Origin of the sequence: Nocardia sp. NPDC056100 (assembly GCF_042266325.1) — a bacterium.
In the GTDB taxonomy this organism is placed as follows: Bacteria; Actinomycetota; Actinomycetes; order Mycobacteriales; family Mycobacteriaceae; genus Nocardia.
Genome location: NZ_JBHJVY010000002.1, coordinates 1279343 through 1302459 on the forward strand (window position 1 = coordinate 1279343; position 23117 = coordinate 1302459).

At 65.6% G+C, this 23117-nt stretch carries 22 protein-coding genes; 9 read left to right on the top strand and 13 right to left on the bottom strand.

The window, feature by feature from the left end; genetic code table 11:
- Window positions 1–10: 10 nt before the first annotated feature.
- Entirely contained in the window at window positions 11–724 is a 714-nt protein-coding gene (locus tag ACFC0O_RS18025; RefSeq protein WP_375959113.1) for a DUF998 domain-containing protein, read from the bottom strand.
- A 21-nt stretch (window positions 725–745) separates the two neighbouring features.
- On the bottom strand, window positions 746–1369 hold the full coding sequence (locus ACFC0O_RS18030; protein ID WP_375959115.1) for a TetR/AcrR family transcriptional regulator: 624 nt from the start codon (window positions 1367–1369) through the stop codon (window positions 746–748).
- A gap of 87 nt (window positions 1370–1456) precedes the next feature.
- Between ACFC0O_RS18030 and ACFC0O_RS18035 the strand changes: the two genes are divergently transcribed.
- Window positions 1457–2416, top strand: a complete 960-nt coding sequence (locus tag ACFC0O_RS18035) for an alpha/beta hydrolase (protein ID WP_375959117.1) — start codon at window positions 1457–1459, stop codon at window positions 2414–2416.
- A gap of 36 nt (window positions 2417–2452) precedes the next feature.
- On the opposite strand, the gene ACFC0O_RS18040 is transcribed toward ACFC0O_RS18035, so the two are convergent.
- Both ACFC0O_RS18040 and ACFC0O_RS18045 read right to left on the bottom strand, forming a co-directional pair.
- Entirely contained in the window at window positions 2453–2761 is a 309-nt protein-coding gene (locus tag ACFC0O_RS18040) for a hypothetical protein (RefSeq protein ID WP_375959119.1), read from the bottom strand.
- A 37-nt stretch (window positions 2762–2798) separates the two neighbouring features.
- Complete coding sequence (locus tag ACFC0O_RS18045; RefSeq protein ID WP_375959120.1) at window positions 2799–3488, bottom strand: DJ-1/PfpI family protein; 690 nt, start codon at window positions 3486–3488, stop codon at window positions 2799–2801.
- 206 nt (window positions 3489–3694) lie between these two features.
- Between ACFC0O_RS18045 and ACFC0O_RS18050 the strand changes: the two genes are divergently transcribed.
- Window positions 3695–4633: a GlxA family transcriptional regulator gene (locus tag ACFC0O_RS18050; RefSeq protein WP_375959121.1), complete on the top strand. Its 939-nt coding sequence runs from the start codon at window positions 3695–3697 to the stop codon at window positions 4631–4633.
- A gap of 158 nt (window positions 4634–4791) precedes the next feature.
- Entirely contained in the window at window positions 4792–5259 is a 468-nt protein-coding gene (locus ACFC0O_RS18055; RefSeq protein ID WP_375959123.1) for a MarR family winged helix-turn-helix transcriptional regulator, read from the top strand.
- A 60-nt stretch (window positions 5260–5319) separates the two neighbouring features.
- Here the strand turns inward: ACFC0O_RS18055 and ACFC0O_RS18060 are convergent, their stop codons facing one another.
- From ACFC0O_RS18060 to ACFC0O_RS18075, 4 genes are read right to left on the bottom strand one after another with little or no spacing between them, the layout of a single operon-like run.
- On the bottom strand, window positions 5320–6555 hold the full coding sequence (locus ACFC0O_RS18060) for a lipase family protein (RefSeq protein ID WP_375959125.1): 1236 nt from the start codon (window positions 6553–6555) through the stop codon (window positions 5320–5322).
- Between the two features lie 35 nt (window positions 6556–6590).
- A complete protein-coding gene (locus ACFC0O_RS18065; protein ID WP_375959127.1) occupies window positions 6591–7118 on the bottom strand; it encodes an alpha/beta fold hydrolase in 528 nt (175 codons plus the stop codon).
- On the bottom strand, window positions 7119–7415 hold the full coding sequence (locus tag ACFC0O_RS18070) for an alpha/beta fold hydrolase (RefSeq protein ID WP_375959129.1): 297 nt from the start codon (window positions 7413–7415) through the stop codon (window positions 7119–7121).
- Between the two features lie 23 nt (window positions 7416–7438).
- Complete coding sequence (locus ACFC0O_RS18075; protein WP_375959131.1) at window positions 7439–8695, bottom strand: MFS transporter; 1257 nt, start codon at window positions 8693–8695, stop codon at window positions 7439–7441.
- 231 nt (window positions 8696–8926) lie between these two features.
- On the opposite strand from ACFC0O_RS18075, the gene ACFC0O_RS18080 reads away from it, so the two are divergent.
- The 3 genes from ACFC0O_RS18080 (at window position 8927) to ACFC0O_RS18090 (ending at window position 12946) form a co-directional block, all read left to right on the top strand.
- On the top strand, window positions 8927–10093 hold the full coding sequence (locus tag ACFC0O_RS18080; RefSeq protein WP_375959133.1) for an acyl-CoA dehydrogenase family protein: 1167 nt from the start codon (window positions 8927–8929) through the stop codon (window positions 10091–10093).
- A gap of 19 nt (window positions 10094–10112) precedes the next feature.
- On the top strand, window positions 10113–11660 hold the full coding sequence (locus ACFC0O_RS18085; RefSeq protein ID WP_375959135.1) for a long-chain fatty acid--CoA ligase: 1548 nt from the start codon (window positions 10113–10115) through the stop codon (window positions 11658–11660).
- A 92-nt stretch (window positions 11661–11752) separates the two neighbouring features.
- Window positions 11753–12946, top strand: coding sequence for a TetR/AcrR family transcriptional regulator (locus tag ACFC0O_RS18090; protein WP_375959137.1), 1194 nt, complete (start codon window positions 11753–11755; stop codon window positions 12944–12946).
- Window positions 12947–12993: 47 nt separating this feature from the next.
- Here ACFC0O_RS18090 and ACFC0O_RS18095 read toward each other — a convergent pair whose 3' ends face one another.
- The 4 genes from ACFC0O_RS18095 to prpD all read right to left on the bottom strand — a co-directional run bounded on the left by ACFC0O_RS18095 (window position 12994) and on the right by prpD (window position 20027).
- On the bottom strand, window positions 12994–16377 hold the full coding sequence (locus tag ACFC0O_RS18095) for a pyruvate carboxylase (RefSeq protein ID WP_375959139.1): 3384 nt from the start codon (window positions 16375–16377) through the stop codon (window positions 12994–12996).
- A gap of 108 nt (window positions 16378–16485) precedes the next feature.
- Window positions 16486–17610, bottom strand: a complete 1125-nt coding sequence (locus ACFC0O_RS18100; RefSeq protein WP_375959141.1) for a bifunctional 2-methylcitrate synthase/citrate synthase — start codon at window positions 17608–17610, stop codon at window positions 16486–16488.
- Complete coding sequence (gene prpB, locus ACFC0O_RS18105) at window positions 17610–18524, bottom strand: methylisocitrate lyase (protein ID WP_375959143.1); 915 nt, start codon at window positions 18522–18524, stop codon at window positions 17610–17612. The genes ACFC0O_RS18100 and prpB overlap by 1 nt, the downstream gene beginning before the upstream one ends.
- Complete coding sequence (gene prpD, locus ACFC0O_RS18110) at window positions 18525–20027, bottom strand: 2-methylcitrate dehydratase PrpD (RefSeq protein ID WP_375959145.1); 1503 nt, start codon at window positions 20025–20027, stop codon at window positions 18525–18527.
- Window positions 20028–20617: 590 nt separating this feature from the next.
- On the opposite strand from prpD, the gene ACFC0O_RS18115 reads away from it, so the two are divergent.
- The gene (locus tag ACFC0O_RS18115) at window positions 20618–21769 is read left to right on the top strand and encodes an RNA-guided endonuclease InsQ/TnpB family protein (RefSeq protein ID WP_375959147.1); all 1152 of its coding nucleotides are present in this window, start codon (window positions 20618–20620) and stop codon (window positions 21767–21769) included.
- 115 nt (window positions 21770–21884) lie between these two features.
- Window positions 21885–22130: a short-chain fatty acyl-CoA regulator family protein gene (locus ACFC0O_RS18120; protein ID WP_375960756.1), complete on the top strand. Its 246-nt coding sequence runs from the start codon at window positions 21885–21887 to the stop codon at window positions 22128–22130.
- Here ACFC0O_RS18120 and ACFC0O_RS18125 read toward each other — a convergent pair.
- Window positions 22046–22363 (bottom strand): hypothetical protein, encoded by a 318-nt coding sequence (locus tag ACFC0O_RS18125; protein WP_375959149.1) that lies wholly within the window; start codon window positions 22361–22363, stop codon window positions 22046–22048. The genes ACFC0O_RS18120 and ACFC0O_RS18125 overlap by 85 nt on opposite strands.
- Window positions 22364–22578: 215 nt before the next feature.
- Here ACFC0O_RS18125 and ACFC0O_RS18130 point away from each other — a divergent pair, with 215 nt between their 5' ends.
- A complete protein-coding gene (locus ACFC0O_RS18130; protein WP_375959151.1) occupies window positions 22579–22980 on the top strand; it encodes a hypothetical protein in 402 nt (133 codons plus the stop codon).
- Window positions 22981–23117: the final 137 nt, after the last annotated feature.

Here is a 23117-nt window from a genome sequence, read left to right on the forward strand (position 1 = left end):
GTGCTGAGGGTCACCGCGCTCGCTGCCGAGCCGCCACGAGAACCAGTGCGCCGGTGACGAACTCCCAGATCAGGATCGGATAGCAGCCGCCGCGTTCCCAGGTACCGTCCGGCAACAGGTTGATCGAGGTGCTCGAACGGTCGATCATGAGCAGCACCAGGGACAGAATGCCGATGACACCCGCGGCTACGCTGAAAGCACCGAATGCGTTGCGCCCGAGCGCCTTACGAAGATGCAGCCCCGCGACGATCAACGCACCGTTCCCGCAGATCGCGGCGATCGCGCCACCGAGCACATGAAATTTGCTCGTCCCATTCGCGGCCGCCTGCTCGGAGCCGTGGAAGGTGGCGATCAACGCGTATCCGATGGCGTAGCCGATCGCCAGCAGCCGAAATGCCCGGCGGCTCGGACTCGGGGCGATCGCTCGCGTGAGGAGAATGGCCGCGACCAGGAACAGCAGGCCCTGCGAGACAAACATGAAGTTCGCGACGCCCGCCAGCGGCGAGTCCATCGCGCGCCCCTCGAAGGTGCCCGGCTCGGGCACCCCGAGATCGCTGATGTAGTTGTGCGCGTAGCTATATCGCGGACGGAACCGTGCGGCCACGAGCGCCTCGAGGCAGAACCACAGCACCGGCGCGACGATCAACAGCACACCGGCCACCGGATGCGGCCGAATCCCGGGCCGCTCCGGAGTCCGGACACTCTCACGATCGATCTCGGTCATGGCATCTCCTCAGCGAGAGCGTCAATCTCCGGCTTGTACATAGCGGCGCGCCAAGCGCTTCCAGATATCGAGGTGCGGTTCCGTACTCGGGTCACGCGGGGCGAAAGCGTAGGTCAGCGAGATGCCGCGCATGCTCGAGACCAGCAGGGTGCGCAGTTCGTCGAAATGGGGCGAGGAACTGATCTCGCGTCCGAACATCTTCGCGATGGGCTCGCGAAGAGCCCGGCCCAATTGGCGCTCTTGCGGTTCCAGCACGGCCTGCAATTCGGGCGAGGTGCGCGCGGCGATCCACAGTTCGGTCGTGGCCGCGAACAGTGGCCCCTGCATCGTGGCCCACAGCCGCTCCACGCCCGAATCGATCGCATCGGGAACCGGTGCGAATTCGGGTTGGTCGGCGATCTCGGCCGTCGCCTTGGCCGCCAGGTGCTGGACGGCGGCGACCAGCAGCGCGTCCCGGGAAGGGAATTGGTGCAGCACGCTACCCCGGGACACACCCGCGCGAGCCTGGATCTGAGCAACGGTGGTTGCGGCGTATCCGAGCTCTACCAGGCATGACAGGGCGGCGTCCAGGATGCGGACGCGGGTGTTCCAGGCTCGCTCCTGGACCGGCAGGGAAGCCGCGGCCACGGAGTTGTTCGACGACATCCCCTCATACTAGACACAGAAAACTAGTCCTCGTTGACTAATTTCATTTCGGCTGGCACGCTACAGCGACTCGACAAAGGAGCGCCCGTGGCACGCCCTCTCCCCCAACCGATTCGCACGATCTACGGCATTTACCGAGTGCTGATCAAGACGCGTCTGATGCCCGGCCCGGCCGCCGCGGTCAAGGTCCCGCAGGCCGAACGCCTCGCGGGCAAACCCCCGGGCTTCATGATCGGCAAGGTCGACACCGATATCCGCACCTGGGACGACACCGTGAAAGGTCGCGGCGGTCCGATACCCGTGCGGGTCTACGCGCGCCCGGATCTGCGGCCCGGAGCGCCCGCGATCTTCTTCCTGCACGGCGGCGGCTTCATCCAGGGCGGACTCGACCACACCGACCATCTCCAGCGCGCGCTCGCCGCACGCACCGGATATGTCGTGGTGGGCGCGTCCTATCGACTGGCCCCCGAGCATCCGTTCCCGGCCGCGTTCGAGGATTGCCAGGATGTGTTGCAGTGGATGGTCGAGGAACAGCCGCAGGGGCTCGATCCGCAGCGGCTCGCGATCGCGGGAGAAAGCGCGGGTGCGAACCTGGCCGCCGCGGTGGTGATCGCCAATCGCGACGGTGCGAAGCACAGCATCCTGCATCAGACGATCGTGTATCCCTTCACCGACACCACACTGTCCTCCAGCGATTGGGATACCTCCGGAATGCCCGGAACCGACCGCAGCGCAGGGGAATTGATGGTGCGGCTCTACGCGGGAGCCGAGAAGGACAACCCGCTGATCAACCTGCTCGGGGCGGATCTGGCCGGATTGCCTCCGGCGATGGTGATCTCCTGCGAGCACGATCCGTTGCGCACCGACAGCATTCGCTACGCCGAGGCATTGCGTGCGGCCGGAGTACCGACCCACCACCGGCACTACGACAATATGCCGCACGGGTACCTGGTGTTGCCGGGAGTCATCCGCGAGGCGCGCTCGTCCCTGGAAGAGATTGCGGCCGAGATGATGAAGCGGCTCGGTCCTGAAACTGCCGTCTCCTGAACACAAGTCGCTCCAGCCACCATCCGCGCTCTTTGCTTATGCGGGAAGGACGCGCCGCTGACCGATGACCTTCGATGCGGGCAGTCGACCCGCTTTGGCTGTGCCGCTGAGGCTTTCGCCCGCGATGGTGACCGCGAAGGCCAGATTCAAGCGCATGGGTTTGGTCACCGCCTGCTTCCAGGTGAGTTCGTTGCCGTCGAGGGCGAGTTCGCGCAGCGGAACCTGCTCGCCCACGCCCTGAGCGGTTCCGGACAGCAGATCGCCGTCCCGGCGCAGTTCGACCTCGGCCTTGATTTTGCCGATCGGGGTCGAGATGGTCAGGTCCCAGATTCCTTCGATGGACATGGGTGAGCTCCTCACAAGCGTTGAGATGAATGATGTTTCAGAGACTTGCGGGTTCGGGGCCGCGCCGGCTCCACACGGTGCCGCGGCGCTCGTGCGCGAACAGTTTCTCGACCGCGTGCGCGATCCGCGGACCTACTTCGCGTTCGAGCAGGTAGAGACCCAGGTCGAGTCCGGAGGTGACGCCCGCGCCGGTCACCAGGTCGCCGTCATCGACGACGCGCGCGTCGACGGCGTGCACACCGGTGGCGTCGAGCATGTCCAGACCCAGGTGGTGGGTTGTGGCGTAACGGTTTTCGAGTAATCCGGCCATGGCGAGGACCAGTGAGCCACCGCATACCGCCGCGACGGTCACTTCGGGGTTAGCCATAGCGGCCGCCAGCAGTGCGGGCAATTCGGTGGTCAGGGTGCGGCCCAGGAGCACCGGGATGAACTCGTCCTGCCGCCATTCACCCTCTCCCACAGCCTGATCGGGCACCTCCCCCGGTTCTCCGACTCGACCCGACGCACCCGGGATCAGAATCACCCCGGCGCGGTGCGGGTCCAGCGTCGCGGTGGCACGCAACGCCAATCCCCCTGTGCCACTGATCACTTCACGCGAACCTTCGGCCGAGACCAGTTCAACGTTCACCGTGCCCGCCGATGCGGTGCCACCCGCGTACAGCACTTCGTACGGGGCGATGACGTCGAGCGGGTCGAAGCCGTCGAACAGGACGATCTGAACGTGCATAGGTTGCTCTCCTCGAGGTGACTCCCCCGGTCCGCGCCGGGTCGCCCCAGACGCTATTGCGCCGCCGTCCACGCCCCCAGTGGCAATAGCGACACATATCAACGGATTAGTGACAGAGAAGTCCCCGTGGATCTGACCTGCATAGATTTGCATCCGCGGCATGGCATCGACGCTGACCAGCCGAGGCGATCGGGTACGTTCCTGCCATGCACACCGTCGCTGTTCTCGCGGTGGATCACGTGATCCCCTTCGATCTGTCCACGCCGATCGAGGTCTTCACCCGCACGCGACTGCCCGACGGCCGCCCCGGCTACCGAGTTCGCGTCTGCGCCGAGCAGGCGAAGATCGACGCGGGCGCATTCACCGTGCATGCGCCGTGGGGATTGGACGGACTCGCGAGCGCGGACACGATTTTCATCCCCGGCACCTCCGAGCCCGCCATCGCCCTCTCACCGCCGGTCACCGAGGCGCTGCTCGCCGCGGCCCGGGCGGGCACCAGAATCGCCTCGATCTGCACCGGCGCGTTCGCATTGGCGAGCACCGGACTCCTGGATGGCCTGCGCGCCACCACGCATTGGGTCGCGGCGGCGTCATTGGCCGCGGCGTACCCGCGGGTCGAGGTCGACCCCGAGGTCCTCTACGTCGACAACGGCCAGTTCCTTACCTCCGCCGGTGCCGCGGCGGGCCTGGACCTGTGCCTGCACATGATCCGCCGCGATTACGGTTCGGCCGTCGCCGCGGACGCGGCACGCTTGTCGGTGATGCCCCTCGAACGCGAAGGCGGACAAGCACAATTCATCGTGCACGACTTCGCGCCGACACCGAGCGGTTCAGCCCTGGAACCGATACTGGCCTGGTTACATGAGAATCTGCACGCCGAACTATCCCTCGCCGACATCGCGTCCCACGCGGGACTGAGCACCCGAACCCTCATCCGCCGATTCCGCGAACAAACCGGCACCACCCCGCTGCAATGGCTGCACCACGCCAGAATCCAACGCGCACAACATCTTCTGGAATCCACCCAGCATTCGATCGAACGCATCGGCGCGCAGGTCGGTTTCGGTTCCCCGACCGCCTTCCGCGATCGCTTCAAACGAACCACCGGAGTGAGCCCCAACAGCTACCGCCGTTCCTTCAGCTGATATTCGGCTCACCCGAGCGCTCCATCGATGCCGCCGCCGGTCCGACCACACGCGCAACACGATCGGCCGACGCTCGGCGCAGCGGCTGCGGGTGGTTATCTAGGTGTACCGACACCCATGCGTCCCCGCCGGCGCAGCACCACGAACGGAGACCGATCTTGTCGCTACCCTCCCGGCCCGACCAGCGCCCGGACCCCGGGATCGAACTCGGCGGCACCGCACTGCTGCTGGTCATCGTGGGCCGTCGGTTGCGGGAGCGCCTGGACGAATCGCTCGCCGATATCGGAATCACCATGCGCCACTTCAGCGCCCTGGGCCATCTCGCCCACCGCAGCGACCTGTCCTACAGCGATCTGGCCCGCCGCTCGGGCGTGACCACCCAGAGCATGCGCGCGACCGCCGCCCACCTCGAGGAGCTCGGGGCGGTGGCCGCCGTCGCCGGAGGCAAGGGCCAACGCGCCCGGCTCGAACTCACCCCGGCCGGGCACGAACTGCTCCGACAGGCCAAACAACTCACCGCCGCGGCCGAAGCCGACGCATTCGCACGCCTCGACCCCGACACCCGCGCCGCCCTGGGCCGCGCCCTGCCCGCGGTCATGGCGCAGCTCGCCGTAACCTCCGCGTGAGCGTGATCAACGCCGAGCAGACCCGATTTCAGCATGCTCACGCGTCGACCGGACGGCGAATCATAGGTGGCGGCAACCGGTTTGGAGCGGCGCTCCGGCCAGACGCTCACCCAGGTAATCGAGCATGACGGGGAGTTCGGCGATTGCCGCCTGTGCGTGCCCGGCCACGTCTGTGCGATGGTAGGTCACCGTCGCTCCGGCGGCGCAGTAGCCATCGACCAGGGCATCGGTCGGGGGTTGGGGCAGGGCGTCGTCGAGGCTGCTGTGCCAGGCGTACATGGGGACGCCGGGGACCTCGCTACCGAGTTTTTGTTTGTTCGCGGCCGCGGCGATCACCGGATTGCCTGCGATATCGGGACTTCCGGAGGCGTCGCGCAGCACGCGGCCCTTGTTCGCGTTCACCACGGTTTGCACACATTGGGTTGCGGCGGTGGCGACGGCGGCTCGGCTGGGCTCATCGAGTTGGCCGAGGATGTCCGCTTCGGGGTACAGGCGATTGAGCGCGGCGAGACCGAAGACGCCCAGCCCGCTGTTCGGGGTGCCATTGTCCAGGCCGAACGCGGCGAGCATATCGGCCGGAATGCCACCGGCGGCGAAGCCGGTGAAATTGAGTTCGGGCGCGTAGCGCGGCTGACGCTGCATGGTCGCAACGGTGGCGAACGCGCCGCCGGAGTAGCCGAACGCGGCCACCGGCGAGGCCGGGGAGAGTTCGGCCGGGCCGAATGCCAGGGCCGCGCGGATGCCGTCGAGTGCGCTGTGTGCGGCTTGGTCGCGGTCGTAGAATCGCTCCTGCGGGCCCTCGTAGTCCGAGACCACCACTGCCCAATTACGTTGCAGCAGTAGCGAGGTGAGTGGAGTCTCCTGGTCCTGGCCGTTCTGCAATCCGGCCTGCACGCCCGCGCGCATCACGTACGAGGACGCGCACTGAATGCCGAGGCCATCCTCGGCCATCTGATAACTCACCACCGGCCGGGTGCCGGGTCCGGTCCACGGTGTATCCGGCACGATCACGGTGGTCACCCCCGTGGTAGGCCGCTCGGCGGCATCGGTCGATTTGTACTGGACCTGCCACACCTTGATCGGCAGCGGCAGCCCGTACAGGGCCGAGGGGCGTGATCCCAGAATCGCCCCATTGGGATAGCTCGCCAGGTCGGGCGGCGGCGCATAGAAGGGATCCTTGTCCGGGGTCAGGACCGGTTGCGCCACAGCGGGTTCGGCGGACGCGGTGCCGGGCAGTGCGAGCGGTGTGACGAGCGCGGCCGTGATCAGCAGGCAGCGAATGAGGGAACGGTTCATCATTGAACTCCGATTCGGTGGTGATATCCCTGCGCCTATGCGCCGCAGGCGTTTTCATTGATCAGGGCCACGATGTCGCGCCAGAGCGCGCGGGGCAGTTCGTGTCCCATCCCCGCGAAGAGGGTGAGTGTGGAGCCGGGAATGGCTCGGTGCAGTGCGTGGGCGGCCGCCGGATCGATCAGCCGATCGCTCTCACCGTGCAGGATCGTGGTCGGAACATCAAGGCGCGCAAGCTGTTCGGTGCGATCGGGAAAGGCCAGGAGCGCATCCAGCTGGCGAGCGGTGCCGCTGGGGTCATAGTCTCGGTCGTACATGAGTCCGCCGAGCTCGCGCAGCCAATCCAGGTCGGTGGGATACCCGGGTGAGGAACACGGGGCTTCGTTGCGCAGGTAGAGCTCGACGGCCTCGGCGCGAGTTCGCGCCAACGGCAACTCCATTCGGGCGTGAACCAGATCGGTCCCCTTGAAGAATGCCGCGTCGCCGGGGGCGGTGTAGATCAGCGCCAGCGAGCGGACGCGCCCGCGATGACCGATCGCCAACTCCTGCGCGATCATTCCGCCCATCTACTGGGCGACAATATGCGCGGAGTCGATACCCAGCGCGTCGAGCAGACCGGCGGTATCCGCGGCCATATCGGCGAGCTGATACCCACCGGCGGGGAACTTCTGGGACAACCCGACGTCACGGTTATCGAAGCGAATGACATGGAATCCGGTGGCCGCGATCCCCGCGCAGAGCTCACGATGCCAGCCGAGCAGGTGACCACCCAGACCTTGGATCAGCACCAGCGGCGGCGCTGCGGGATCGCCGAGGGTCTCGTAGTACAGGCGCACCCCATCGGGGGTGTTGATGTAGGGCATAGGACTGTCTTTCGATGAGTGGCTCAGCAGATCGCGCGGATTCGCATGATGATGAAACCGGCGGCGAACGCGCAGACGGCGGCGAACGCGAACAGGGCGATGTAGGAGTGGAACAGCGTGATCAGCGCACCGGCGATCACCGAGGACAGCACCTGCGGCAGGCCCGTTGCGACCGCGAGGATTCCGAAGTCGCGTCCCTCATTCGCCTTGTCCGGCAACACCAGTGACATGACGGCGAGATCGACCGCGAAGTAGGTGCCGATGAAGGCCCCGGACAGGAATGAGTACACGATCATCCCGGTCCAGGTCGGGCTCAGGATTGGCACCAGCATCGAGAGCGCCAGTCCGGCCGAGGAGATGCCGACGAATAGTTTGCGCCGGTCCAGTCGATCGGCCAGCCATCCGGTGAAAGTCGCCACGACCGACCAGGTCACCACCGAGATGGTGGCCAGGGTGCTCACCGCCACGGCCACATCGCCGCCGGGAATGTGCTCCGCGCCGATGTAGTCCTGCATCGAATAGAACAGATAGCCACTGACGGTGAAGTAGGCCAGCGACAGACTGGCCCGGCTCGCGAACGCGAGGGCGAAATCGGTACTGCGGAACGCCTGGAAGAACACCCGCACCGCATCGGATGAGCGCCGGGGAACCCGCTGCGGCACAACGATATCGGCCGACGAACCCTCCCGAGCGCCGAGCACAAGCGCCACGCTGGTCACCACGAACACCGCACCGAAGATGGCGTAACTCCACGGCTGACCGACACGACTGGCCAGGTTGACCCCGAACATGATGCCCAGCGGTGTGCCGAGCCCGATCACCGACGCGGCCAGGCCACGGCGGGCGACGGGCACGCGGTCGGGCAGGATCGCCGCGAACGCGCCCTGATAGAAGTTCGCGGTGAACCAAACCGCGGCGCAGGTCACGGCCAGCATGGCGATGCCGGTGCTCTGTCCCATACCGAGCAGCAGCACCGCCGACAGCATCGACATGACCACGATCCAGGGTGAGCGCCGACCGAATCGGCTGCGGGTCCGGTCCGAGATCGCGCCGCCCAGCGGCAGCGCCACCATCGAGGCGAGTGCGCCGACGGTGGTGATCAGCGCCAGATTGCCCACCTTGGATCCGGGATCGAAGGCCTCGACCTGCGCGGGGACCAGGATCTGCTGCACCCCGTTGAACGCGGCGTACATCGCGGTCGTCGCAGGCAGCAGGAAGATCAACAGTCGCCGGAGCTCGCCCGTTCGATGTGGTTCGGTGGAAATTTCAGGGTCGAGCATTGCCATCCTCTGAATGTGCCAGCGGCCCGGATCAGGTCCGGGGCGACTGGTTAGAGCGCTCCAACTTCGCGGCTCGCGTACCTTCGACGCCGCCGCATCAGCGCAACATGTGAACGACGAGAAATGTATTCCAGATCACCATGGCGAGGCAACCCCCACGACACAATCCGTTTTGCAGCCAACTAGCCGCAGGTTATTGCTTTGCCGTCGCGGCATGTGCAAGATAAGTGAATGTCCAGCAGTCAGACGAACACCACCGGATACACCTCCCCCTGGATCGACGACGAGGTCATCGCACTCCGGGAGATGGCGACCAAATTCTTCGAGGCCGAACTGATTCCCCACCAGGAGCGATTCGAGAGCCAGAAGTACGTCGATCGCGAATTCTGGAACAAGGCAGGGGAATTGGGCCTGCTGTGCGCCTCGATCCCGCAGGAGTACGGCGGCGGGGGCGGCACCGTGGCCCATGACTTCGCGGTGTTCGACGCGCAATACCGGCTCGGGGACTCCGGGTTCGGCAATATGGTGCACAGCGGTCTGGTCGCGCACTACCTGCTCGCCTACGGCACCGAGGAACAGAAACAGCGCTGGCTACCCGGTATGGCCGGCGGCGCGATCGTGGGTGCGATCGCCATGACCGAACCGGGCGCCGGGTCGGATCTGAAAGCGTTGCGCACCATGGCCATTCGCGACGGTGACAGCTATGTCATCAACGGCTCGAAGACCTTCATCTCCAATGGCAAGCACGCGGACATCGTGATCGTGGTGTGCAAGACCGATCCGAGCGCGGGGGCGAAGGGGATCTCCCTGATCGTGGTGGAAACCGCGCACGCCGAGGGGTATCGGGTCGGTCGCCTGCTCGACAAGCTCGGCATGAAAGGCCAGGACACGGCCGAGCTTTCGTTCACCGACGTGCGTGTTCCGGTATCGCATCGCCTCGGAGCGGAGAACGCGGGCTTCGGCTATCTCATGACCCAGCTCGCGCACGAACGCCTCATCGTGGCGGTCTGCGCCGCCGCGGCCACCGAGGCCGCCGTCGCGGCGACCGTGCGATACACCAAGGAGCGCAAGGCTTTCGGCGCACCGCTGTTCGAGATGCAGAACACCCGTTTCGAACTCGCCGAATGCGCCACCCTCGCCCAGGTGTCCCGGGTGTTCGTGGACAGCTGCATCGAACAGCACCTGCGCGGCGGGCTCGACGGTGCGACGGCGTCGATGGCCAAGGCGTACTGCACCGATATTCAGGGCCAGGTCGTGGACCGCTGCCTGCAATTGTTCGGCGGCTACGGCTACATGCTCGAGTATCCGATCGCCCGCATGTACGCCGACGCGCGCGTGCAGCGGATCTACGCGGGCGCCAACGAGGTCATGAAAGAACTCATCGCCCGCTCGCTGTAGCGGAAAGCAAGGAACCACAATGTATCTGACACAGGTGCTGCACCGCAGCCTGCAACACGATCCGGATCGGATCATGACCATCTTCGGCGATCGGGTGCGCACCGTCGCCGAATCGGTCGACCGCATCGCCCGGCTCGCCGGCGCGCTGGCCGGGCTCGGGGTGAAACCCGGTGACCGAGTGGGCATCCTGGCGTTGAACTCCGATCGCTTTCACGAATATCTGCTGGCGGTGCCTTGGCTGGGAGCGGTGGTGAACCCGGTCAATATCCGCTGGAGTCCCGCCGAGATCGCGTACTCGCTGCGCGAATCCGATACCCGCGCCCTGCTGGTCGACGACATGTTCGCGGGTCTGGTTCCCGAACTGCGCCAACAGTTTCCGGAGCTGGAGACGGTGATCTTCTGCGGCGACGGGGCGCGCCCGGAGGGCATGCTCGACTACGAGACGCTGATCGCGCAGAGCCTGCCGATCGAGGATTCCCGCACCGGCGGTGACGCGCTGCTGGGCGTGTTCTACACCGGCGGCACCACCGGACATCCCAAAGGGGTGATGCTCAGCCACGACAATCTGATGACCTCGACCCTGGGTGTGCTCGCCGGTGGTCATGCGCTCTCGGGCGGCGGGCGGCTGCTGCATTCCGCACCGATGTTCCACTTGGCCGCCATCTGCCACTGGTCACTCGGCAACGCCGCGGCGGCCGTCCATACGTTCGTACCCGCGTTCAGCCCGGCCGCAGTGCTCGAAGCCATTGCGGTACACCGGATTACCGACATGCTGCTGGTGCCCACCATGGTACAGATGCTCATCGACGACCCCCGGATCGACGACTACGACGTGAGTGGGGTGCGGCAGGTCCTCTACGGCGCGTCGCCGATCGCGGAGTCGGTGCTCAAACGCGCTCGCGCCGCGTTCCCGAACGCCGGATTCACCCAGGCGTACGGCATGACCGAGCTGTCACCGGTGGCGGCACTGCTCAGCGATGACGATCACCACGAACCCCGACTGCTCCGGGCGGCCGGGCGGTCGGCCCCGCACTGTGAGATCCGCATCGTGGATCCCGATGACAACGAGGTACCGCGCGGAACCGTCGGCGAAGTGGTGGTGCGCGGGGACAATGTCATGCTCGGCTACTGGGATCGCCCGCAGGACACCGCATCCGCGGTGCGCGAGGGGTGGATGCACACCGGCGACGGCGGGTACATGGACAGCCGCGGCTATGTGTTCATCGTCGATCGCATCAAGGACATGGTCATCACCGGCGGGGAGAACGTCTACTCCGCGGAGGTGGAGAACGCACTGCTCGAACATCCCGCGGTGGCGGCGGCCGCGGTGATCGGGGTGCCCGACCCGCGCTGGGGTGAGCGCGTGCACGCGGTCGTGGTGCTCGCATCCGGGCGCACCGTCACCGAGGAGGAACTGCGGGAGCACTGCAAGGTGCTGATCGCCGGGTACAAGGTGCCGCGCAGTGCGGAGTTCGTCGATGCGCTGCCGATGTCGGGGGCGGGCAAGATCCTCAAACGCGAACTGCGCAAACCCTATTGGGATGGCGCGGACGCCAGCGTGTCCTGAGCCCGCGAGGGGTGCGGTGCCCGCCGCCACACGCGGGCATCGCCGTATCGGCGGATCGGTAATATATCGAGGTCGGCCACGAAAGGACACTGATGACGACCGAGTCGGAACTGCTCCGTCCGGCCCGTGGCACCCGACCATCGAATCGGCGGCAGCTGATCATCGACGCGGCCAATGATCTGTTCACCCAGCGGGGTTTCGCGGACGTCGGCATGGGCGATGTGGCGGACGCGGTCGCGATCGGCCCGTCCGCGCTGTACCGGCACTTCCGGGGTAAGCAGGATCTGCTCGCGGTCGTCATCGACGACGAACTCACCCAATTCGAGGCCCTGGTGCACGCCTGCGCGGCCGATCCCGGCCGTGACGCGGCGACCGAACTCGCGGCCATGATGCTCGCGCACCGGGGCGTGGGGATGCTGCTGCGCCGCGAAGCGCGCAACCTGCGGCCCGAGGACGCGGCAGCCTACCGGGTCACCGCACGCCGAATCGCCGCCGCGATGGCGGAATTGATCGGTGCGCGGCGGCCCGGGCTCAGCCGAGCCGACTCGGACCTGCTCGCGTGGTGCGCGATCGCGGTGGCGACCAGCATCTCGTTCCACAGCCTGTCGCTGCCCGAACCGGAATTCACCGCGCTGCTGGCCCAGCTCATCACCATTATCTTCGACGCCGAGATTCCCACTGGCGCAGATGATCCCGAGCCCGATACGGGCGGCGATCGATTGGTGATGCAGTCCCGGCGCGAGCTGATTCTGACCCATGCGGTCCCGCTTTTCGCCATGAAGGGCTTCACCGCGGTCAGCATGGACGATATCGGCGCGGCCATCGGCATCACCGGCTCGAGCGTCTACAACCATTTCGACTCCAAGGCTGAGATTCTGGCCGCGGCGATCATCCGTGGCGATGAATGGCTGCGCATCGACATGTACCGCACCTTCGCGGGCACCGGCGACCCCCGCACGGGTCTGACGGGTCTGCTCGCGGGATATTGCGCTGTCTCACTGGACAATCCGCGTTTGATGCAGGTGCTGATCTCCGAGACCGGGCATCTGCTCGAAGCCGATCGGCACCGCACCAGAGCCGCACAGCACACCTACATCAGCGAGTGGGTCCACCTGATGCAGCAGGTTCACCCCGGCTGGGATGCCATCAGTACCCGCATCCGCGTCCAGGCAACCCTCACCATGATCAACGACGCGGGAGCCACCCCACATCGATGGCCGCGGCACCGGCTGGAACCGGTGCTGACTTCGATCGGTGCGCGACTGCTCGCCCTCACCAGCCCGTAGGCATGCCACCGCACTCCGAGCGAGTGCGGCGGTCTTGCGGTGCGCGGCTATGTGATCACCAGGAGCAGGTCACCTCCGTCGACCTGTTGGATCGCGCCGATGGCGATGCGGTTGATCGTCCCGGCTCGGGGCGCGGTGATCGCGGCCTCCATTTTCATGGCTTCGATGGTGGCTACGGTGTCGCCCGCGTTCACCTGGTCACCGGCGGTGACGGCGATGGTGACGACGCCGGAGAAGGGCGCTGCGAGGTGGCCCGGATCGGCCGGGTTCGCCTTCTCCGCCAAAGGAGTGTGATCGGCAATGCTGCGATCGCGCACCACGACCTGACGGAGCTGGCCATTGAGGAGGCAGACGACCGTGCGCATACCGCGTTCATCGGGTTCGGAGATGGCTTCGAGGCCGATGAGCAGGGTGACGCCCTTGTCGAGTTCCACGCGGTGTTCCTCATCGTGGCGCAGGCCGTAGAAGAACTGGTTCGCCGACAGGCGTGAGAGGTCACCGTATTTGTCGCGGTGGGCGCGGAATTCGGCGGTGGGTGCGGGGAAAAGCAAGCGGTTCAGGGTGTTTCGGCGCTCGGCGGAGTCACCGTTGAGGGCGGTCTCATCCTCGGCGGTGAGGGTGGTGACGGGTTTGGCGGGGCCGCGTCCGGCCAGGGCGCGGGTGCGGAAGGGCTCGGGCCAGCCACCGGCGGGGGTGCCCAGTTCACCGCGCAGAAAGCCGATCACCGAGTCGGGGACATCGAATCGGGCTGGGTCGGCGGCGAATTCGTCGACGTCCACGCCCTTGCCCACCAATGCCAAGGCCAGGTCGCCGACGACCTTGGAGGACGGGGTGACCTTGACCAGGCGGCCCAGGAGCCGGTCCGCCGCAGCGTATTTGGCTTCGACCTCTTCGAACTGATCACCCAAACCCAATGCGATGGCCTGCTGGCGCAGGTTCGAGAGCTGACCACCCGGGATCTCGTGGTGGTACACGCGCCCGGTCGGGCCGGGCAGCCCGGATTCGAAGGGCCCGTACACCTTTCGGAGTGCTTCCCAGTACGGCTCGAGATCGCACACATTGCGCAGGCTCAAACCTGTGTCGTGTGGTGAATTCGCCGCCGCGGCAACGATTGCCGAAAGAGCGGGCTGGCTGGTGGTGCCCGCCATGGGCGCGCTCGCACCGTCCACGGCGTCCGCACCGGCCTGCCAGGCGGCCAGATAGGTGGCCAGTTGTCCACCAGGAGTGTCGTGGGTGTGCACATGCACCGGCAGGTCGAATTCCCGGCGCAAGGCGGTCACCAGCGTATGTGCGGCCGGGGGACGCAGCAGTCCGGCCATATCCTTGATGGCCAGCACATGTGCACCGGCATCGACAATCTGCTCGGCCAGTTTCAGGTAGTAGTCGAGGGTGTAGAGGTCTTCGTTCGGGTTCGACAGGTCCCCGGTATAGCTGAGCGCGACTTCGGCCAGGGCCGTGCCGGTTTCACACACCGCGTCGATGGCGGGGCGCATCTGGTCGACATTGTTCAGGGCGTCGAAGATGCGGAAGATGTCGATACCGGTCGCGGTGGCCTCGGAAACGAAAGCACGCGTGACCTTTCCGGGGTACGGGGTGTAGCCAACGGTATTGCGCCCACGCAACAGCATCTGCAGATTGATATTCGGCACGGCCTCGCGCAGGGCGGCCAGGCGCTCCCACGGATCCTCGTACAGGAAGCGCAGTGCCACGTCATAGGTTGCGCCGCCCCAGCATTCGATGGACAGCAGCTCGGGTGTCATGCGCGCCACGTGACCGGCGACAGCCAGAAGGCCGCTGGTGCGCACGCGGGTGGCCAGCAATGACTGGTGCGCGTCGCGGAAGGTGGTGTCGGTGACCGCGACGCCCTCGCGGTCGCGGAGCCAGCGCGCGAAGCCCTGCGGTCCGCGCTCGAGCAGGATCTGGCGGGTTCCGGGCGGCGGGGCGACGGCGAGGTCGATCGCGGGCAGTTTGTCGTGCGGGTAGACGGTGGTGGGGCGTGCGCCATGGGGTTTGTTCACCGTGACATCGGCCAGATAGTCCAGGATCTTGGAGGCTCGATCGGCCGAGGCGTTGCGGGTGAGCAATTCGGGACGCTCGTCGATGAACGAGGTGGTGACGCGTCCGGCGCGGAAGGCGGGATCGTCCAGAACCGCTTGCAGGAACGGGATATTGGTGGCCAGGCCGCGGATGCGGAATTCGGTGACCGCACGCCGGGCGCGGGCGATGGCGGTGGGGAAATCGCGGCCGCGGCAGGTGAGCTTGACCAGCATGGAGTCGAAATGGGCACCGACCTCCGCGCCCACGTTCGCGCCGCCGTCGAGGCGTACGCCCGCGCCGCCCGGGGACCGGTAACCGGTGATACGACCCGTATCGGGCCGGAACCCGTTCGCCGGATCCTCGGTCGTGATCCGGCACTGCAACGCCGCACCACGAATAACAATCGACTCCTGGCTCAAACCGAGATCTTCCAACGACTCACCCGAAGCGATCCGCATCTGCGACTGCACCAGATCCACATCGGTGATCTCCTCGGTCACCGTGTGCTCGACCTGAATACGCGGATTCATCTCGATGAACACATGATTACCCCGCTCATCGAGCAGAAACTCCACCGTGCCCGCACACGAGTACCCGATCTCCTTCGCGAACGCCACCGCATCCGCGCAAATACGATCCCGCAGCTCCGGATCCAAGTTCGGCGCCGGGGCCATCTCGATGACCTTCTGATGCCGCCGCTGCAACGAACAATCCCGCTCGTACAGATGAATCACATTGCCCTGCTGATCAGCCAGAATCTGCACCTCGATATGACGAGGATTGATCACCGCCTGCTCCAAGAACACCGTCGCATCACCGAACGCCGACTCCGCCTCACGCGCGGCAGCCTCGATCGCCTCACGCAGTTGGGCCTTATCGGCAACTCGGCGCATACCGCGCCCACCACCACCGGCCACCGCCTTGACGAACACCGGGAACTCCATGGCTTCCGATGCCGTCATGAGCTCGTCCACATCCGATGACGGTGCGCTGGAAGCCAATACGGGCAACCCGGCGGCCTTGGCGGCGGCGATGGCGCGCGCCTTGTTCCCGGTCAACTCCAGCACCTGTGCCGACGGCCCGACGAAGGTGATCCCCGCCGACGCGCACGCGGCAGCCAGATCTGGGTTCTCGGACAGGAATCCGTATCCGGGATAGATCGCATCCGCACCGGATTGCCTTGCCGCGGCGATGATCTCACCGACCGACAGATACGCCCGGACGGGATGCCCGATCGCGCCGATCTGATAGGACTCATCGGCCTTGAGCCGATGCGGGGAGTTGCGGTCCTCATGGGGGAACACCGCGACCGTGTGCGCTCCGAGTTCGTATGCGGCGCGGAACGCGCGAATGGCGATCTCGCCGCGATTGGCCACCAACACTTTCGAGAACATAGGCGGTTCACCTCACTGGTTCAGGGCGGCGACGGTAGGCCGCGCGGAAAAGAAGGACGGCCCGCACGGGTGAGTGCGGGCCGTCCGGAAATGTCGTGCCTGGGGCTGTCAGGCCACGACGGAACGCTGTGGCACACCGATGTATTCGCTCAGTGGCCGGATCAGGGCGTTGGATTCGCCCTGTTCGATGATGTGGGCTGTCCAGCCGGTGATGCGGCTCATCACGAAGATGGGCGTGAACACCTCGATATCGAACCCGAGCAGGTAATACGCTGGGCCGGTAGGGAAGTCGAGGTTCGGCTTGATGCCGGTGGCCTCGACCATGGTGCGCTCGAGGATCTCGTACATGGCCACCCACTGCTGTCCGCCGGTGGCGGCCGCGATATCCACGAAGGCCTTCTTCATGGTCGGCACCCGGGAGTCACCGTTCTTGTAGACCCGGTGTCCGAAGCCCATCACCTTTTCCTTCTTGGACAGCTTGTTTCGCATCCACGCCTCGGCCAGCGCCGGATCGCCGATCTCGATCATGTCGTGCATGACCGCCTCGTTCGCACCGCCGTGCAGCGGGCCCTTGAGCGCGCCGATGGCGGCGGTGACCGCGCTGTAGATATCGGACAGCGTGGAGGTGACCACGCGCGCGGCGAAGGTGGAGGCGTTGAAACTGTGCTCCGCGTACAGGATCAGCGATACCTCGAACGCCTTGACCAGCTCCGGGGCGGGGACCTTCCCGAAGCACATGTTCAGGAAGTTCTCCGCGAAGCCCAGATGCGAATGCGGGGCAATGGGATCCAGGCCGTGGCGGCGGCGGTGATCGGCGGCCACGATGGTGGGCAGCACCGCCATCATGCGAAGAGCCTTGGCGCGGTTGGCCTTCGGCGAATTGTCGTCCTCGGCGGGATCTTCCGCGCCCAGGTAGCTGATCGCGGTGCGCACCACATCCATCGGATGGCAGTTCTCGGGCAGCTTGGTCACCAGCGACAGCAGGGAACGATCCGCGCGCCGGGATGCGCGTTCCTGCTGCAGGAACTGCGCCAACTGGGTGTCATTGGGCAGTTCGCCGTACCACAGCAGGTAGGCGACCTGTTCGAAACTGCAGTTGGCGGCCAGATCCTGGACCGCGTAACCACGGTAGGTCAGGGAGTTGGTCTCGGGCACGACCTTGGAGATGGCGGTGGTGTCGACGACAACGCCGGCGAGACCCTTGTAGATGGCCGGTACCGTGGTATCCGTCATCACTGATTCCTTCCCAGAGTGAAATTGAAGATGTCGGAATCGAATTCGTTGTAGCGCTCGTACTGCAGCAACTCGTACAGGCGGCTGCGGTGCTGCATGCGGTCGAGCAATTCGGCCTGGGTTCCACTGGCGAAGATCTCGCGCAGGCCGGTCTCGGCGGCGTACATGGCCAGGCGCAGCGTGGTCACCGGGTAGATGACCGCGTTGTAGCCGATCTTCTCCAGCGTGGCCGCCGCGATCAGCTCGGACTTGCCGAACTCGGTCATGTTGGCCAGCAAGGGAATCGAGACCGCGGCGCGGAACTTCTCGAAATCGGCTTCGGTATTGAGCGCCTCGGTGAAGATCAGGTCCGCGCCAGCGTCGGCGTAGGCCTTGGCGCGTTCGATGGCCGCGTCGATGCCCTCGATCCCGGCGGCGTCGGTGCGGGCGCAGACAATGAAGTTCGGATCGCGGCGCGCGGCGACGGCCGCGCCGAGGCGTCGCAGCATATCCTCCACCGGCACAACGGCTTTGCCGTCGAGATGCCCGCAGCGCTTGGGATTGACCTGATCTTCCAGGTGCATGCCCGCGATCCCGGCATCCTCCATCACCGTGACCGTGCGGGCCGCGCTCATGGGTTCACCGAAACCGGTGTCGGCGTCGATGAGCACCGGCAGATCGGTGACCCGTGCGATCTGCTGACCGCGCCCGGACACCTCGGTCAAGGTGGTCAGGCCGATATCGGGCAGACCGAGATCAGCCGAGAGCACCGCGCCCGAGACATAGACGCCCTCGAACCCGATCTCCTGAATCAGCTTGGCCACCAACGGATTGAACGCGCCGGGCAGACGCTGAATCCTGCCCGAGTTCAGCCCCGTCTTGAATGCGAGGCGCTTATCGGCGGCCGAGGTGTTAGCGGCAAGTAGTCCTGTCATTTAGAACAGCCCCTTCGGGGACTTGGGCGCGCGGGCGAGCACATCGGCCGAGACGGTGAAGGTGAGCTGGGACAGCTCCCCCGCGGACAGCTCGCCCGCGCGCTGGGCCACCTCGAGGAAACGATCCTGTTCGGCGGATTCGATGACGCCCTCGGCCAGGGTGCGGAACTTGGCGATGTACCGATCGCGGGCAAAAGGCTTGGCGCCCAGCGGATGTGCGTCGGCGACCGCGAGCTCGTCGACGATGACCTCACCACTCTTGAGGGTGACCTCGGCGCGAGCGCCGAAGGCCTTCTCGTTCGGATCGGTCGAGTGGTAGCGCCGGGTCCATTCGGGGTCCTCGGCGGTGACGATCTTGTTCCACAGCTCGATGGTGTCCGGGCGCTGCGCGCGCTCGGGGGCGTAGGACCGCTCGTGATGCCAGGTGCCGTCCTGCAGCGCGACCGCGAAGATGTACATGATCGAGTGATCGAGGGTTTCGCGAGAAGCCTTCGGGTCGAACTTCTGCGGGTCGTTCGAGCCGGTGCCGATCACATAGTGGGTGTGGTGGCTGGTGTGCAGCACGATCGAGGCGATCTGGCTCAGGTCACCGATGCGCTCGCGCAGCCGGAACGCCAGATCGATCGGGGCCTGGCTCTGGTATTCGGCGGAGTGTTCCTTGGTGTAGGTGTCCAGGATGCCGCGCTTGGGCTCACCCGGACCGGGCAGCGGCACCGAGTATTCGGCGTTCGGACCGCCAAGCAACCAGGCGATCACGCCGTCCTCACCCTCCCAGATGGGCGAGGGCGCGCCTTCGCCGCGCATGGCGCGGTCCACGGCCTCCACGGCCATCTTGCCCGCGAAAGCCGGGGCGTACGCCTTCCAGCTGGAGATCTCGCCCTTGCGGGATTGGCGGGTGGCGGTCGTGGTGTGCAGGGCCTGGCCGACGGCCTGGTAGATGGTCTCGGTGTCGAGTCCGAGCAGCGTGCCGATACCGGCAGCGGCAGACGGGCCAAGGTGTGCGACGTGGTCGATCTTGTGCTCGTGCAGGCAGATCGCGCGCACCAGGTCGACCTGGATCTCGTAACCCGTTGCCAGACCGCGAATCAGGTCGCGGCCATTGCGCCCGGCGTGCTGGGCCACCGCGAGGATGGCGGGAATGTTGTCACCGGGGTGCGAGTACTCCGCGGCCAGGAAGGTGTCGTGGAAGTCCAACTCGCGCACCGCGACTCCATTGGCCCACGCCGCCCACTCGGGCGAGTACGAGCCGTCGACGCCGAAAACCGTTGCGCCGGGCTGATACGGGTGGCTCAGCGCCTGGGCGCGAGCGTTGGCGACCGGGCGGCGGGTGATGGACGCGGCAGCGACGGCGGCATTGTCGATGATCCGGTTGACGATCATCTCTTCGGTCTCCGGGCCGACCTCCACGGCGTCCGCGGCAACCTCGGCGATCCGCCAGGCAAGGTGCTCTTCGCGCGCGAAGGTCTCGGCGGAGCGGTGGGTGCGAACGAGATGATTCTTCACGGTCAGAGTCCTCCAAAGATGTGTTTCACCTATCTATTTCGCACGCTACGCAGCGCCGCGAACGGCGCATATCCCTCGCAAATGCCGATTTTTGTGGACGCGAAGTTGTGAAGTTGTGAAGGTTGTGGACATCGGCGTTGCTAGATCGACCGCGCGGAGAGATCTATGCGAGGCACGCTTGCGCACTCTGAGGGAAGAGCGTGGCCTTTCCCACTTCGCGACGACCAGGGCGCTCAAGCTCTCGGTCGGCTACCTGGTGTTGGCACGTGCGCCAACCTGACGGCCCACACGGAAGGGCCTTCATGTCCAAGCGCGCTCTACACGGGCCGGTCCTGCTTTTCGATGTACCGGCACAGAAGGGAAAATGTTGCGCCGCAAACTGATTCGGTGACGCAGGAGCCCGACCAAGTTGTGTTTGCGCGTGCCAGTAGTGGTGGACATGGTCCGCAAATCCTGTCGCAGGTGCCCGTCGGCGAAGACGCGGTGCTGGTACTTAGTGAGAAAATCCAAGTGTGCGCAGGACGAAAACATTGTGTCTGCCAGTACAAATGGATTCGTGTTCAGCCAGGAACCACGGATAGCATGCGGTGATGCAGTTGCGTTACCAGTACCGTCTGTATCCGAGCACGGGGCAGCGAGAATCGCTGTCACGGGCTTTCGGGTGCGCGCGGGTGGTATTCAACGATGCCCTCGCGGCGCGAAAGACCGCATTCGCCGGAAAACTCCCGTACATCTCCGACAGGGAATTGTCCAAGCGGTTGACCGCCGCGAAGGGAACACCGGAGCGTGAATGGCTGGGTGGGGTGTCGGCGGTGGTGCTGCAACAGGCCCTGGCGGATCTGAACAACGCCTACCGCAACTTCTTTGAGTCGATGACTGGTAAACGCAAGGGCCCGAAGATCGCCGCACCGCGGTTCCGATCCCGCAAGGACAACCGGCAGGCGATCCGGTTCACCCGCAACGCCAGGTTCTCGGTGACCGTTGGCGGGAAACTACGGCTGCCCAAGATCGGTGATGTGAAGGTCGCCTGGTCGCGGGACCTGCCGTCCGATCCCTCGTCGGTGACGGTGATCAAGGACGCGGCAGGACGGTATTTCGCATCGTTCGTCATCGGGGTCGACGAGGAACCGCTGCCGCCGATAGAGTCCGAGGTGGGTATCGACCTCGGTTTGACCACATTCGCGGTCCTGTCCAACGGAAACAGGATCGAGTCTCCGAAATTTCTGCGTCAGGCCGAGCGCAAGCTCCGCCGCACGCAGAAGAACCTTTCACGCAAGCGGAAAGGTTCGAACAATCACGCCGAAGCCCGAGTGAAGCTGGCGAAGGCGCACGCGAAAGTCGCTGATAAGCGGCGGGATTGGGCGCACAAGCACACCACAGTGATAGTTCGCGAAACCCAAGCGATCTATGTCGAGGACTTGTGCGTGACGGCCCTGGCCCGCACCCGGCTGGCGAAATCGGTGCACGACGCGAGCTGGTCGATGTTCACGCGCCTGCTAAAGGAGAAAGCAGCCCGCCGCGGCCGATACTTCGGGAAGGTCGACCGCTTCTATCCGTCGTCGCGGATCTGCGCCCAGTGTGGGCACCGGGACGGTCCCAAGCCGCTATCGGTTCGGGTGTGGACGTGTCCCGCCTGCGGGGCGGTCCTGGATCGTGATCTCAACGCTGCGAACAATCTTCTCGCCGCCGGACGGGCGGAGAGGCTAAACGCCTGCGGAGAAACCGTAAGCCCCGCCGCGTGAGCGGCAGGCAAGTCTCTGTGAAACAGGAACCCACCGAGAGCGCCCGACAGGGCGCTTGTAGGAATCCGCGGCATCCGACCGAGGAGGACGTCAAATCAATCAGCTGGAACAGCTGATTGAGCCGGGCGGCAAGGTCTGTGAACGTACCGACTGCGCCCGACGTGCCGTCTCTCAACTGGGCCGCCCGATTCGCTTGGACGATAACAGCTCTCAGAACATTCCCTATGTCGCGGACGTCGGCGTCCTGAATTACACCGGCTGTTGGCGGGCCTGCCGTCAGCCCGCGTCGTGGGTGTGCAGCCACATGAGGTGCTCGGCCAGCTTCTCCAGTGTGTCCACTTCCGTTGGCGCGCAGAGATAGTACTTGTGCTCATACTCCTCGATATCGCCCGCTCCGGGCTCGCGGTCTCCCAAGTCGAGGTCGATCGGATATAGCTCCGCGAACCTGGTGATGTCGAATGGCTCCCGAGTCCCCGCCGTACGTGCGGCGGCGATCTCGGCCCGTCGGCGCGCCTGCCACTCCTGTCCGTGCTGCCGCAACTCCGCCAAGGTCTGCTCCGCGGACTTCGGCGCGAACTCCCCGTCAATGCTCATGCTGCTCTTTACCATCGCGATGACCGGTACGTCGAGTACCGCCGCCTAAGTACCCGCGCGGGGACCGAGGACCTCAAATCGAGTCAGATAGATTCGGTCCGTTGACCTTTCGGTAATTCGACCTTGCTTGTCGGCGCGCGGTCATGTCACTCGAGTCGAGTACATTTGCTGCCGCACGCGTGTTCGGCGCGATGTCTGTGAGTTAGGGAGTTGCTTTGGTACGGAACGTTTTCCGCGCGGGGGTGCTGGCGGCGTCGCTGGTGTCATTGGGGATCAGTGGAGCGCAAACAGGATTCGCGGCGAATTCCGGCAGTGGTTCGACCCCGGAGCCGCCACTGGTCACCCTCATGCCGGGCGGTGTCATCCACGTCGATGCCCCCGCCGACGGCTCGGGCTGGACGTGCAAGGGTATGAGCCTGCTCCCGCCCGTGACCCAAACAGCCCGATTGAGCAGGAAGCCGGTCTCGACGGGTTCCGCGATGCTGGACGCGACACCATGGCAAGCGTCCGTAGATCTGCAATTCCCGCCCAACGCCACGGTCCTGTGGGAATGCGACACACCGGGTTCCGGCAACAGAACCTTCAAATCCGAGGGCGTCCTGCAAACGCTGCCCTGAGTACCACTCAACCTTCTACCGCCCCGCACCGACCGCTCCGGTCAGTGCGGGGCGCGGCAATCACATGATGCTTCCGCCCACGATCAGAACCTGCGCGCCCCGGGTCATGCTGCACAATCCCTCCACGGTTCGGTCGA